This window comes from Streptomyces sp. NPDC028305, from assembly GCF_055569495.1.
This window is the reverse complement of the sequence record NZ_JBVHTN010000003.1, coordinates 1,125,195-1,138,602: the sequence shown is the minus strand read 5'-3', so window position 1 is coordinate 1,138,602 and position 13,408 is coordinate 1,125,195. Positions and strand designations below refer to the sequence as shown.

General features: G+C 74.3%; 11 protein-coding genes and 1 rRNA gene. 10 read left to right on the top strand and 2 right to left on the bottom strand.

All coding sequences use genetic code 11. The annotated features are described in order from the left end of the window. Positions 1–201 precede the first annotated feature (201 nt). A 5S ribosomal RNA gene (gene rrf, locus ACZ4WQ_RS16180) occupies positions 202–318 on the top strand. A gap of 1,303 nt (positions 319–1,621) precedes the next feature. Next, positions 1,622–2,455, top strand: coding sequence for a hypothetical protein (locus ACZ4WQ_RS16175; RefSeq protein WP_398376823.1), 834 nt, complete (start codon positions 1,622–1,624; stop codon positions 2,453–2,455). Positions 2,456–2,514: 59 nt separating this feature from the next. Here the strand turns inward: ACZ4WQ_RS16175 and ACZ4WQ_RS16170 are convergent, their stop codons facing one another. Further along, on the bottom strand, positions 2,515–3,837 hold the full coding sequence (locus ACZ4WQ_RS16170; protein WP_361184871.1) for a DUF1015 domain-containing protein: 1,323 nt from the start codon (positions 3,835–3,837) through the stop codon (positions 2,515–2,517). Between the two features lie 79 nt (positions 3,838–3,916). Between ACZ4WQ_RS16170 and ACZ4WQ_RS16165 the strand changes: the two genes are divergently transcribed. The 4 genes from ACZ4WQ_RS16165 to ACZ4WQ_RS16150 all read left to right on the top strand — a co-directional run bounded on the left by ACZ4WQ_RS16165 (position 3,917) and on the right by ACZ4WQ_RS16150 (position 8,413). Beyond that, positions 3,917–4,972 (top strand): HAD-IIA family hydrolase, encoded by a 1,056-nt coding sequence (locus ACZ4WQ_RS16165; protein WP_311730803.1) that lies wholly within the window; start codon positions 3,917–3,919, stop codon positions 4,970–4,972. 164 nt (positions 4,973–5,136) lie between these two features. Next, a complete protein-coding gene (locus tag ACZ4WQ_RS16160; protein ID WP_311730802.1) occupies positions 5,137–6,186 on the top strand; it encodes a FecCD family ABC transporter permease in 1,050 nt (349 codons plus the stop codon). A 23-nt stretch (positions 6,187–6,209) separates the two neighbouring features. Continuing rightward, positions 6,210–7,274, top strand: coding sequence for a FecCD family ABC transporter permease (locus tag ACZ4WQ_RS16155; protein WP_358845432.1), 1,065 nt, complete (start codon positions 6,210–6,212; stop codon positions 7,272–7,274). A 128-nt stretch (positions 7,275–7,402) separates the two neighbouring features. After that, on the top strand, positions 7,403–8,413 hold the full coding sequence (locus tag ACZ4WQ_RS16150) for an ABC transporter ATP-binding protein (protein ID WP_311730808.1): 1,011 nt from the start codon (positions 7,403–7,405) through the stop codon (positions 8,411–8,413). Here ACZ4WQ_RS16150 and ACZ4WQ_RS16145 read toward each other — a convergent pair. Further along, on the bottom strand, positions 8,361–8,708 hold the full coding sequence (locus ACZ4WQ_RS16145) for a sterol-binding protein (protein WP_311730801.1): 348 nt from the start codon (positions 8,706–8,708) through the stop codon (positions 8,361–8,363). The genes ACZ4WQ_RS16150 and ACZ4WQ_RS16145 overlap by 53 nt on opposite strands. A gap of 77 nt (positions 8,709–8,785) precedes the next feature. On the opposite strand from ACZ4WQ_RS16145, the gene ACZ4WQ_RS16140 reads away from it, so the two are divergent. The 4 genes from ACZ4WQ_RS16140 to recN all read left to right on the top strand — a co-directional run bounded on the left by ACZ4WQ_RS16140 (position 8,786) and on the right by recN (position 12,915). Next, positions 8,786–9,109, top strand: coding sequence for a hypothetical protein (locus ACZ4WQ_RS16140; RefSeq protein ID WP_385345261.1), 324 nt, complete (start codon positions 8,786–8,788; stop codon positions 9,107–9,109). A 65-nt stretch (positions 9,110–9,174) separates the two neighbouring features. Beyond that, a complete protein-coding gene (locus ACZ4WQ_RS16135) occupies positions 9,175–10,050 on the top strand; it encodes a TlyA family RNA methyltransferase (protein ID WP_468022238.1) in 876 nt (291 codons plus the stop codon). Next, positions 10,047–11,000 carry an NAD kinase gene (locus ACZ4WQ_RS16130; protein ID WP_385345240.1) on the top strand — a complete coding sequence of 318 codons (954 nt, stop codon included), beginning with the start codon at positions 10,047–10,049 and terminating at the stop codon, positions 10,998–11,000. Before ACZ4WQ_RS16135 ends, ACZ4WQ_RS16130 begins: the two co-directional genes overlap by 4 nt. Positions 11,001–11,163: 163 nt before the next feature. After that, the gene (recN, locus tag ACZ4WQ_RS16125) at positions 11,164–12,915 is read left to right on the top strand and encodes a DNA repair protein RecN (RefSeq protein WP_361184877.1); all 1,752 of its coding nucleotides are present in this window, start codon (positions 11,164–11,166) and stop codon (positions 12,913–12,915) included. The last annotated feature ends 493 nt before the right edge of the window (positions 12,916–13,408 follow it).

The following is a 13,408-nucleotide window of genomic DNA, read 5'->3' as shown; positions in this document are numbered from 1 at the left end:
GGTTGATAGGCCAGATATGGAAGCCGGGTGACCGGTGGAGTTGACTGGTACTAATAGGCCGAGGGCTTGTCCTCAGTTGCTCGCGTCCACTGTGTGGTTCCCGGGTTGCGAACAGTCGCACCGGTTGAGCCGCACTTAACTGAACAGTGTGCTTGTTCGCTGCCCTGTCCAATTCCCGCCCTGCGGGGTGGGCAATAGGGTTTCGGTGGTCATTGCGTTAGGGAAACGCCCGGTTACATTCCGAACCCGGAAGCTAAGCCTTTCAGCGCCGATGGTACTGCAGGGGGGACCCTGTGGGAGAGTAGGACGCCGCCGAACAATCTTTGAAGGACCCTTGGTCCCAGCGTTCATGCTGGGACCAAGGGTCCTTTTGTTTTCCCTGAAACGCGTCGGCAAGTTCGATGCGCGAGAATGGCTGTAGTACCTCAAGACAGGAGTCACGTCGATGTCCACCAACTCCCCCGACGATCGGTCGGACCGCGAGCCGCGGCGCCGGGACGGCGGTGATCGGCGCGACTTCCGTGAGTCCGGACCGCGGCGTGACGGCGATCGTGGCGGGTTCCAGCGCGGGCGGGACGACCGTCCGTACCGTCCCCGGCGGGACGACGACCGTGGCGGTTTCCGTCGCGATGACAACCGCGGCGGGTTCCGCCGTGACGACCGGCGCGACGACCGGCGCGACGACCGGCGGGAGGCCTCGCGCGGCGATCGCCGTGATGACCGGCCGCGTGGGCCGCGCCGCGACGACGACCGCGGTGGACGGCCCGGGCCCGGAGGGTACGCGCGTCGTGACGACCGCGGCGGGCGGCCCGGCGGTGGGTATGACCGCCGGGATGAGCGCCGTGACGATCGCAGGGACGACCGTCCCCGCGGGCCGCGGCGTGACGACCGGGACAGCGGGTTCCGCCAGGGAGGCTTCCGGCGCGACGAGCGTCGTGACGACCGCCGCGATGAGCGGCCGGGCTTCCGGCGGGACGACGACCGTGGCGGTTTCCGCCGTGATGACAACCGCGGCGGCTTCCGGCGTGACGACCGGCCGGGCTTCCGGCGGGACGATGATCGCGGCGGCTTCCGCCGTGATGACAACCGCGGCGGCTTCCGGCGTGACGACGACCGTGGCGGCTTCCGCCGTGACGACCGGCGCGACGAGCGTCGTGACGACCGCCGCGATGACCGGCGGCGGGACGAACGGCGGGACGACCGGCCTTCGTACCGACGTGACGACGACCGCGGTGGCTTCCGTCGCGATGACCGCCGCGATGACCGCCGGGACGACCGGCCGCGTGGGCCCCGTCGTGACGACCGGGACCGTGGCGCCCGTACCGGCGGCTACGACCGGCGTGATGAGCGTCGTGACGACCGGCCCTCGTACCGTCGTGACGATCGTCGTGACGACCGCCGCGACGATCGCCCGCGCGCCCCGCGCAGGGACGATCGCGAGGGCGGTTTCCGCGGCCGCGACGGCCGTGACGACCGTGGGCCGCGCCGCTCGTACGCGGGGCAGGGCCGTGGGCGCGACGAGCGCCCCGGTGGCGGCTACGGGCGTCGGGACGACCGGTCCGGCGGCTACGGGCGCCGGGACGAGCGCGCCCGCGACCGTGACCGCGAGCCGGTCAAGCGGCTGCCGATCCCCGAGGACGTGACCGGGGACGAGATCGACAAGAGCGTGCGGCAGGAGCTCATGAGCCTGCCGAAGACCCTCGCCGACGACGTGGCGAAGAACCTCGTCATGGTCGCCAAGCTGCTGGACGACGAGCCCGAGCGGGCGTACGAGTACTCGCGCGTGGCGCTGCGGCTCGCCTCCCGTGTCGCGGCCGTGCGCGAGGCCGCGGGCTTCGCCTCGTACGCCGTCGCGAAGTACTCGGAGGCGCTGGCGGAGTTCCGCGCGGCCCGGCGGATGACCGGCACCGTCGATCTGTGGCCGGTGATGGCCGACTGCGAGCGCGGCATGGGCCGTCCGGAGCGGGCGCTGGCGATGGCCGGTGAGCCCGAGGTGCAGAAGCTGGACCGGGCTGGGCAGGTCGAGATGCGGCTGGTCGCGGCGGGCGCCCGGCGCGACATGGGGCAGGCCGACGCCGCCGTGGTGACGTTGCAGAGCCCCGAGCTGGCCTCGCAGTCCGTACAGCCGTGGACCGCGCGGCTGCGCTACGCGTACGCCGACGCGCTGCTGGCCGTCGGCCGTGAGAGCGAGGCGCGGGAGTGGTTCGCCAAGGCCCTGGAGGCGGACCAGGGCGGGACCACGGACGCCTCCGACCGGCTCGCGGAGCTGGACGGCGTGGAGTTCGTGGACGCGCTCGCCCCCGAGGAGTTTGAGGAGTCCGAGGAGTTCGAGGAGGCCGAGGAGGCAGAGGAGTCCGAGCAGGTCGGCGACGAGATCGACGACGAGTCCGCGGACGAGGACGAGCCGAAGGACGAGCCGAAGGACCAGCCGAAGGGCGAGGCGAACGGCAGCTGACGCGGCCGGACAGCGAGGGCGGAACCCCGGGCCCGGGGTTCCGCCCTCTGTCGTCTGTGTCAGCCCAGCGCGAGGCTGCGCAGGACCAGGCCCGACGCGGGCTTCGGCCCGAAGGAGGTCGACTTGTGCGGCATGGCGATCCCCTGACGGGCCAGGTCGTGGACGATCCCCTCCCGCACCGGGTGCATCAGCACCGCCGTACCGCCGTGCCGTTCCGCCTGCTCCACGGCCGCCGCCGCGTCGTGGATGTAGCCGATGTGGGCGGGGGTGTCCGGGACCTTCCAGAGGTGCTCGAGCAGCAGGGAGTGCAGGACCGTCGCGTCGAGGGTGCGCCATGCCTCGGGCCGGCCGGTGGGGACCGTACGGGCCAGGAGTGCCGGATCGGGGCGGTCCAGGAGGTGGAAGCCGCCGTGCCCGGCGAGCAGGAAGGCGTTTCCGGCCCTCGGCTCGTCGGCGGCCTTCGCGAGCGTGGCCAGCGCCTGCGGGAGCGGCCCGTCGACCGGCCGTACGCGGAAGGCGGCGCCTTCAGAGCCGGTCCCGCCGGCGCTCCCCGGGCCGGACAGGGCGGCCAGCGCCTCCCTCGGCGACAGCTGGTGCAGCAGCCGGTGGATGGCCCTGACGCGCAGCGGATAGCGGGCGGTGTCGACGAGCAGGACCAGGCCGAAGTCCCAGGGGCCGGGCTCCGCCCGCTCCTCGCGCAGCCGCAGATAGGTGGCCCAGCGGTGGTGCCCGTCGGCGATGAGGGCCTGCCGGTGGCGGAGGTCGGCGGCGATCTCCGTGAGGTCGGCGGGGTCGGTCACCCGCCACAGGTGGTGGCTGAAGCCGTCCTCGGTGGTCGTGGACAGCAATGGGCGGCCTCGGACGGTGCGTTCGACGACGCTGGCCGCGCCGGTGACCGAGCCGTCGCTGCGGTAGGCGAGGAGCAGCGGCTCCAGGTTGGCGGCGGTGGCGCGCATCAGGGCGGCGCGGTCCTCGACCACATGCGGCATGACCTCCTCGTGCGGGAGGACCACGCCCTCCTCGCGCGGGCTCAGCCGCAGGGCGCCGATGATGCCCCGCTGGAGCAGATGGCCGTCACGCTGCTCGTAGACGTAGAGCGCGGGCTCGGGGTCGGGGGCGAGTATGCCGTCGGCCTGCCAGCGGCGCAGCGTCTCGGCGGCCTGCCGGTGGCGGTCGGCGGGGGTGTCGGCCTGCGGGAGGATGAGGCGGACGATGTTGTACGGGTCCGCGGTCTCGAGCGCGCGCAGCCCGTCGGGGCGCACCACGACGTCGTACGGCGGGGAGGTCACGGCAGCCAGGCTGCCGACGCGCTCCGCGACGTAGCGCAATCCCCGGAACGGGGCGAGCTGAAGACCTTGCCCGACAGGCCCTGGAATGCTCATCAGTGAATGCTATGCCGTCCGGCGCGATCAGAGATGATCGATGGACAGACGCACATTTATGCGAGGAGCGTGTCCCTCTATGAATCCCCCCGTGACCCAGAACGTCCGCACCCGTCCGGCGGCCGGAGAGCGGCCGCTGAGCGAGGCGTACGACACCGCCCTGCTGGACCTCGACGGGGTGGTGTACGCGGGGGGCGAGGCCGTCGAGCACGCCGTGGAGTCGCTGGTCACCGCGCGGGACGGCGGGATGCGGCTGGCGTATGTGACGAACAACGCGCTGCGGACGCCCGAGGCGGTGGCGGAGCATCTGACGCGGCTCGGGGTGCCCGCGACGGCCGAGGATGTGATCACTTCGGCGCAGGCGGTGGCCCGGCTGATCGCCGAGCAGGTCCCGGCCGGGGCCCGGGTGCTGGTGATCGGCGGCGAGGGGCTGCGGGTGGCCCTGCGCGAGCGCGGCCTGGTGCCGGTGGAGTCGGTGGACGACGACCCGGCGGCGGTGGTTCAGGGGTACGGCGGGCCCGAGCTGCCCTGGGGGCGGCTGGCGGAGGCGGGGTACGCGGTGGCGCGGGGCGTGCCGTGGTTCGCCTCCAACACGGATCTGACGATTCCGAGCGGTCGGGGCATCGCGCCGGGCAACGGCGCGGCGGTGGAGGTCGTCCGCATCGCCACGGGCCAGTATCCGCAGGTCGCCGGGAAGCCGCTGCCGCCGATGCACCGGGAGACGATCCTGCGGACCGGCGCGCGGCGGCCGCTGGTGGTCGGGGACCGGCTGGACACCGACATCGAGGGCGCGTACGCGGGCGGCGTCGACTCGCTGCTGGTCCTGACCGGGGTGACCACCCCCGCGCAGCTGCTGGCCGCCGAGCCCAAGTACCGGCCGACGTATGTGGACCGCGACCTGAGGGGCCTGCTGGCGCCCCAGCCCGCGGTGGAGCCCGCGGGGCCGGGTGACGAGGACGGCTTCCGGTGCGGGGGCCGGCTGGCCCGGGTGCGGCAGGGCGCGCTGGTGTTGGAGGGGGACGGTGACGACCCGCTGGACGGGCTGCGGGCGCTGTGCGCGGCGGCGTGGACCGAGGCGGGGGACGGGGCGTGTGACGCGGACGCGGGGAAGGCGCTGGCGATGCTGGGGCTGTGACGGCCCCTCGTGCGGCCCCCGGGCGGACCCCCGGGCGGCCCCTCGGGCTGTCTCGGGCTGTGACGGCCCTGCCGGGCTGACGGCACCCTCCCGAGACGCGGCAAGGTAGGTTAGGTTAACCTAACCTCAGTTGTGATTGGCCTTGCTGCGAGGTGGAGTTCCGCGTGACCCTGCTCAGTCCGGCGAGAGCCGGGACCGAACCAGCGACCGCGCCACCCGGGCGGCGCTCCGCGCGCCGCGCCGCCGGGCTCGCCGCCTCCCTGGTGGTCCTGTTGGTGATCGTGGCGGCCAGCGTCGCGATCGGCGCCAAGCCGATCCCGCTGGGCGAGGTGTGGCACGGCCTGTTCCACTACAGCGGTACCGACACCGACGTGGTGGTCCGGGACGTGCGGGTGCCGCGCACCGTGCTCGGGCTGCTGGTGGGCGCGGCCCTCGGGCTCGCGGGCGCGGTGATCCAGGCGCTCACCCGCAATCCGCTCGCCGACCCGGGGCTGCTGGGGCTGAACGCGGGCGCGTCCGCCGCCGTCGTCTCGGCCATCAGCTTCTTCGGCGTCACCTCCCTGACCGGCTATGTGTGGTTCGCCTTCCTCGGCACCGCCGTCGCGTCCGTGCTCGTGTACGCGCTCGGCGGCAGCCGGGGCGCCACGCCGGTGCGGCTGGCGCTCGCCGGGACGGCGGTGTACGCGGCGCTCTACGGCTATGTCAACGCCGTTGAGCTGCTGGACACGGCGGCTCTGGACAAGATGCGTTTCTGGACGGTCGGTTCGCTCGCCTCCGCGAACATGACGGTCGTCAAGCAGGTCGCGCCGTTCCTCGTCGTCGGCGCGGTCCTCGCCCTGGCGCTCGGCCGGGCGCTGAACGCCGTGGCGCTCGGCGACGACACGGCGCGCGCCCTCGGCGCCAACCTCAACCGCACGCGCCTGCTCGCCATGGTCGCCGTCACCCTGCTGTGCGGGGCCGCGACCGCCGCCTGCGGGCCGATCGCCTTCGTCGGCCTGATGGTGCCGCATCTCGTACGCGCGCTCACCGGGCCCGATCTGCGCTGGATCCTGCCGTACGCCGCGGTGCTCTCGCCGGTCCTGCTGCTGGGCGCCGATGTGCTCGGCCGGGTGGTGACCCGGCCCTCGGAGCTTCAGGCCGGCGTCGTGACCACGCTCATCGGCGGGCCCGTCTTCATCTACCTCGTCCGGCGCCGAAGGATGGCCCAGCTGTGAACGCGAACGCGAGCGCGAGCAAGATCAGGAACGGCGGCGGCAACGCGCCCGGGGCGCGCGGAGCCGTGCTGCGGACCCGCGGCGGGCTCTCGCTCCGGCTGGATGTCCGCGCGGCGCTGGCGGGGCTGCTGCTGGCCGCCGTGGCGCTGGCCATGGGCGTGGTGCTGATCGGCACCGGCGACTTCTCGATCGCGCCCGGCGACGTCGTACGCACCCTGTTCGGCGGCGGCACCCCGGCCCAGGACTTCATCGTCAACGACCTGAGGCTGCCGCGTGTGCTGGTCGGGCTGCTCGTCGGCGCGGCCCTCGGCCTGGCCGGCGCGCTCTTCCAGAGTGTCTCCCGGAACCCGCTGGGCAGCCCGGACGTGGTCGGCTTCGGGCAGGGGGCGGCGGCCGGGGCGCTCACCGTCATCGTGCTGTTCCAGGGCGAGCCGTACCAGGTCGCGATCGGAGCCGTGGCCGGCGGCCTGGTGACGGGGCTCGGCGTCTACGCGCTGGCCTGGCGGCAGGGCGTACACGGCTACCGGCTGGTGCTGGTGGGCATCGGCGCGTCCGCCATGCTCAGCGCCGTCAACGGCTATCTGCTGACCAAGGCCGACCTGGTGGACGCGTCGCGCGCCACGGTGTGGCTGACCGGCTCGCTCAACGGCCGGGACTGGGAGCAGGTCTGGCCCCTGGCGTGTGCGTGCGCGGTGCTGCTGCCGGTGGTGCTCGGGAACGCCCGGGGCCTGCGGATGCTGGAGATGGGCGACGACAGCGCGTACGCCCTCGGGGTGCGGGTCGAGCGGACGCGGCTGGTGATGGTCCTCGCGGCCGTCATGCTGACCGCGGTCGCCACCTCCGCCGCCGGGCCCGTGGCCTTCGTCGCGCTGGTCGCGCCGCAGCTGGCCCGCAAGCTCACCCGCGCGGCCGGCCCCAACCTGGTGCCCGCCGCCCTGATGGGCGCGGCCCTGCTGGTCACCGCCGACTGGTCCGCGCAGCGGCTCTTCGGGGCCGACCAGCTGCCGGTGGGAGTGGTCACCGGGGTGCTGGGCGGCTGCTATCTGCTGGGGCTGCTGATCACCGAGCGCCGGGCGGGGCGGATATGACGGCGGGGGCGACGAGGGACGCGACGAGGGGCGCGACGAGGGACGCGACGAGGGGCGCGACGAGGGACGGCGGCGCGGGCCGGATGAGCACGGACGAGACGCGAGACACAGCGGGCGGCATGGACGGTATGGCGATCATGGGAGGTACGGGCGGGATGCGCGGTACGGACAAGGGGACTCGGACACAGCGGCTCACCGCCGAAGGGCTCACCCTCGCCTACGACCGGCGCACGGTCGCCGAGGGCCTGTCCGTGGCCATCCCCGACAACTCCTTCACCGTGATCGTCGGGCCCAACGCCTGCGGCAAGTCCACCCTGCTGCGCGCGCTGTCCCGGATGCTCAAGCCCACCGTCGGGTCCGTACTGCTCGACGGGCAGGCGATCGGCTCGCTGCCCGCCAAGAAGGTCGCCCGCACCCTCGGGCTGCTGCCGCAGTCCTCGATCGCGCCCGACGGGATCACCGTCGCCGACCTGGTCGCGCGCGGCCGCTATCCGCACCAGGGGCTGCTGCGGCAGTGGTCGGAGACGGACGAGCGGATCGTCGGCGAGTCGATGGCGGCGACCGGCGTGGCCGAGCTCGCGGATCGCTATGTCGACGAATTGTCCGGCGGCCAGCGGCAGCGGGTGTGGATCGCCATGGCCATCGCCCAGCAGACCCCGCTGCTGCTCCTCGACGAGCCGACGACCTACCTGGACATCCAGCACCAGATCGACGTGCTCGACCTGTGCGCCCAGCTCCACGAGGAGCAGGGCCGCACCCTCGTCGCCGTGCTCCACGACCTCAACCACGCCGCCCGCTACGCCACCCATCTGATCGCGATGCGCGGCGGGGAGGTCGTCGCCGAGGGCGCGCCCGGGGAGGTGGTGACGGCCGAGCTGGTGGAGCGGGTCTTCGGGCTGCGCTGCCAGGTGATCGACGACCCCGAGACCGGCACCCCGCTGGTGGTGCCCGCCGCGCGCCGGCCCCGTACGCCCGCGGCCGCGGCGTACGTGACAACGGAGGACGCGCCGGAGGAGGACGCGACGGTAGAGGACGCGCCGGAGGCGGGTACGGCGGAGATGGCGGCCGCGACGGCGGTGGGCTCGGCTACAGCAGCTTCCGCAGCCGCAGCAGATCGCGGAAGCCTGCCTCCAGCTTGACCCGGCCGCTGCCCCAGGCGCGCGCGAAGTGCAGCTCGCCGTCGACCAGGGCCACCAGGTCGTCGCCTGACATGGTCAGCCGGATCTCGGCGCGCTCGTCGGGCAGGCCAGGCACGACCGTCACGTCCTCTATGCGGCCATCGGTGAGACGTCCGAGGAAGGTGATGTCGAGGTCGGTGATCCGGCAGCTCACCGAGCGGTCGAGCGCGGCGGCGCTGCGGAGGTCCCCGTTCGCGCCCGCCAGGTTCTCCGCCAGTTTGTCGAGTGCGCTGCGGCACTCCTCCATGGTCGCCATCGCGACAGACGGTACCCCAGGTCCCGTACGTCGGAGAATGCGCGGTTCGCGGTAGCGTCGGGACCATGAGTGAGCCGATGGAGGGCGCGCGGCCCGAGCCTGAGCCGGGTCCTGGGGCGCCGGCCGCCGTGGCGGAGGCGCCGGGGACCGTGCCGGAGCCGCCGTCGGAACGGTCGTCGGAACCGGCGCGCCCGGCGGATCCGGTGCCGCTCGGCGTCACCCGGACGCCCACCGGCGTCGCCGAGGTCGACGCCCAGCTGGAGCGGCTGGCCGACGCCGACCACCTCGCCGCGAGCGGCCACCTGGAGGTGTACGAGGATGTGCACCGGGGCCTGCGCGACGCGCTGACCGCCCTGGACCGGCGGCCGGGCCCACCGGCCCCGCCGACCCCCGGCGCGTAGCCCCCGGCCCGCCCACCCGGTAACCCGCACCTCGTAGGACGACAGGAGCTGAACCACCCGTGGCTGTGACCCGCCCACGACGCGTACGACTCGACGCCGAGCTGGTGCGCCGCAAGCTGGCCCGCTCGCGCGAGCACGCGAGCCAGCTGATCGCCGCGGGCCGGGTGACCGTCGGCGGACAGGTCGCGACCAAGCCCGCCACCCAGGTGGAGACCAGCGCGGCGCTCGTGGTCGGCAAGGACGACAGCGACCCGGACTATGTCTCGCGCGGCGGGCACAAGCTCGCGGGCGCGCTGCTCGCCTTCAGCGAGGAGTACCGCGGGCGGACGGGCGGCGCGGACGCGCCCCCCGCCCCCGCCCCCGCCGGTGGCGGCGGTCTGCGGGTCGCAGGGCGGCGCGCCCTGGACGCGGGCGCCTCCACCGGGGGCTTCACCGACGTCCTGCTGCGCGCCGGGGCCGCCCATGTCGTCGCCGTGGACGTCGGATACGGACAACTCGCGTGGTCTTTGCAGAGCGATGAACGCGTCACCGTCATGGACCGTACGAACGTACGTGAATTGACGCTCGAGCAGATCGGCGGTGACCCCGTGGACCTGGTCGTCGGTGACCTGTCCTTCATCCCGCTGGGGCTGGTGCTGCCTGCCCTGGTGCGCTGCGCCGCGCCCGAAGCCGACCTGGTGCTGATGGTCAAGCCCCAGTTCGAGGTCGGCAAGGAGCGGCTGGGCAGCGGCGGGGTGGTCCGCAGCGCGCTGCTGCGCGCCGAGGCCGTCCGTACGGTCGCCGAGCGGGCGGCGGAGCTGGGACTGGGAGTCCTGGGGGTCACCGCGAGCCCGTTGCCCGGCCCGTCGGGCAACGTCGAGTACTTTCTGTGGATGCGCGCCGGGGCGCCGGCACTCGACCCGGCCGATGTCGACCGTGCAGTGGCGGAGGGGCCCAGTTGACCACTTCAGAAGCTTCAGCGGCAGCTACGGCAGCAGCTACGGCAGCGGCTTCGGCAGCGGCGGAGCGCACCGTATTCCTGCTGGCGCACACCGGCCGCCCCGCGGCCATCCGCAGCGCCGAGCTCGTCGTGCAAGGCCTGCTGCGCTGCGGCATCGGGGTGCGGGTGCTCGCCGCCGAAGCCGCGGACCTGCCGCTGCCTGCCGCGGTCGAGCTGGTCGACGCGGGCCCGGACGTCCTGGACGGCTGCGAGCTGCTGATCGTCCTCGGCGGTGACGGCACGCTCCTGCGCGGGGCCGAGTTCTCGCGCATCTCCGGGGTGCCGATGCTCGGCGTCAACCTGGGCCGGGTCGGCTTCCTCGCCGAGGCCGAGCGGGACGACCTGGACAAGGTCGTGGACCGGGTGGTGACCCGCAGCTACGAGGTCGAGGAGCGGATGACCATCGATGTGCTGGTCCGCACGGACGGGCAGATCGTGCACACCGACTGGGCGCTGAACGAGGCCTCGGTCGAGAAGGCCGCGCGGGAACGCCTCCTCGAGGTCGTCACCGAGGTCGACGGCCGCCCCGTCTCCCGCTTCGGCGGCGACGGCGTCGTCTGCGCGACCCCGACCGGCTCGACGGCCTACGCCTTCTCGGCCGGCGGGCCGGTGGTGTGGCCCGAGGTCGAGGCGCTGCTGATGGTCCCCATCAGCGCGCACGCCCTCTTCGCCAAGCCCCTGGTCACCTCGCCGCGCTCGGTGCTCGCCGTGGAGGTGCAGCCGCAGACCCCGCACGGGGTGCTGTGGTGCGACGGGCGGCGCACCGTCGAACTGCCCGCGGGTGCGCGGGTGGAGGTCCGGCGGGGCGCGGTCCCGGTCCGTCTGGCACGTCTGCACCACGCCTCGTTCACCGACCGGCTGGTGGCGAAGTTCGCCCTCCCGGTCGCGGGCTGGCGCGGCGCGCCGCACTAAGGGCTGTCCGGCGGGGGCTTTGCTCCTGGGCCCCCGAGGTCCGGGAGCAGAGCCTTTGCGGCCCCTGACCGGGGTGCGGGATGGCGCCCGGATATGGGGATGGGCGGGTGGGTGACGTACCCCAGAGGGGGAGCCCCATCGCATCTCGCCCGCGAAACCTCGTATGGTCGTGGTCGTGCTGGAGGAGATGCGGATACGTGCGCTGGGCGTCATCGACGACGCCGCCGTCGAACTGTCGCCGGGTTTCACCGCGGTGACCGGTGAGACCGGCGCGGGCAAGACCATGGTCGTCACCAGTCTCGGCCTGCTGCTGGGCGGGCGGGCTGATGCCGCGCTCGTGCGGATCGGTGCCAAGGCGGCGGTCGTCGAGGGCCGGATCACCGTCGACGCCCGGTCGGCGGTGGCCGTCCGGGCCGAGGAAGCGGGGGCCGAACTCGACGACGGAGCGCTGCTGATCAGCCGCACCGTCTCCGCCGAAGGCCGTTCGCGCGCCCATGTGGGCGGCCGCTCGGTGCCGGTGGGGCTGTTGGGCGAGCTGGCGGACGACCTGGTGGCCGTCCATGGCCAGACCGATCAGCAGGGGCTGCTGCGCCCGGCGCGGCAGCGCCAGGCCCTGGACAGATACGCGGGGGCCGCGGTCGCCGGGCCGCTGGAGAAGTACGCGGCGGCCTACCGGCGGCTGCGCGCGGTCGCGGCCGAGCTGGACGAGTTGACCACGCGCGCGCGGGAGCGGGCGCAGGAGGCCGACCTGCTGCGCTTCGGCCTCGAGGAGATCGCCGCGGCCGAGCCGCTGCCGGGGGAGGACACCGAACTCGCTGCCGAGGCGGAGCGCCTCGGGCATGCCGAGGCCCTCGCCTCGGCCGCCACCGCCGCGCACACCGCCCTGGCCGGGCACCCGGAGGACCCCGAGGGCGTGGACGCGGCCACTCTGGTCGCGGGCGCGCACCGGGCCCTGGAGGGCGTCCGCTCCCATGACCCGGCGCTCGCCGCGCTGGCCGACCGGATCGCGGAGGTCGGCATCCTGCTGTCCGATGTGGCCGGGGAGCTCGCCGGTTACGCGGACGACCTGGACGCCGATCCGCGGCGGCTGGCGACCGTCGAGGAGCGCCGGGCCGCGCTGGCCCATCTGACCCGTAAGTACGGCCAGGACATCGCGGACGTGCTGGCCTGGGCGGAGCAGGGCGCGACCCGGCTGGCCGAACTGGACGGCGACGACGACCGCATCGGCGAGCTGACCGCCGAGCGCGACGCGCTCCGCGCCGAACTGGGCGAGCTCGCGCAGGCGCTCACCGACGCCCGTACGGAGGCGGCGGCGCGCTTCGCCGACGCGGTCACCGCGGAGCTGGCCTCGCTCGCGATGCCGCACGCCCGGGTGACCTTCGCGATCGGCCAGACCGAGGCCGCGGAGGAGACGGCGGGCATCGAGGTGGGCGGCCGTGCGGTGCTGTTCGGGCCGCACGGGGCCGACGAGGTCGAGCTGTTGCTCGCCCCCCACCCGGGCGCCCCGCCCCGTCCGATCGCCAAGGGGGCGTCCGGCGGTGAGCTGTCCCGGGTGATGCTGGCGGTGGAGGTGGTCTTCGCGGGCTCCGACCCCGTGCCGACCTATCTCTTCGACGAGGTGGACCAGGGCGTCGGCGGCAAGGCGGCGGTCGAGGTCGGCCGGCGCCTGGCCAAGCTCGCCCGGACCGCGCAGGTCGTGGTCGTCACCCACCTGCCCCAGGTCGCGGCCTTCGCCGACCGGCATTTGGTGGTGGAGAAGACCAACGACGGGGCGGTCACGCGCAGCGGTGTGAAGGCGATGGAGGGCGAGGACCGGGTGCGGGAGCTGTCGCGCATGCTGGCGGGCCAGGAGGACTCGGAACTCGCCCGTGCCCACGCGGAGGAGCTCCTGGAGGCCGCCCGGGCCACCCGCTGACCGCCTCCGGCGCCACGCGGAGCCGCGTATCGGCAGAGCCCCCACCCCGCCCCTTCCCGAACCGGAGCCACGCCCCGGACCCCGACCTCGGCCCTCGGCCCCGTCCGGCGTGGCGGGGACCCGCCGGGGCGCTCCCGGCCCGGCTCCGCGACCGGGGTCGGTCGTGTCCCTGTCCCCGCGCCCGCTTGTGCAAGGCCCTTGGACGGGCTCGGCCTCCGGTCGCTGCCGCGCGGCCGCCTCGGCCGGCAGGGTCTGCCGGGGCTCGGCCGGGCCGGGGCGCTCCCGGTCCGCCGGGCCCGTACCGGTCGCGCGGCGGGGCCGGGCGCGGGTCTGCACGCGCGGGCCCGTCCCCGAACCGGGGTCGGCCCACGCGCGGTTTGCACGGCACCCGACGTGTACTCCGTATGGGTGAACCCGCGGACGTACGGGCGAGTCGACGGCGGGCGCGGGGTGGGGGCATGGCGGCGGGGGTGGTCCGGGTGCTGGCATCCTG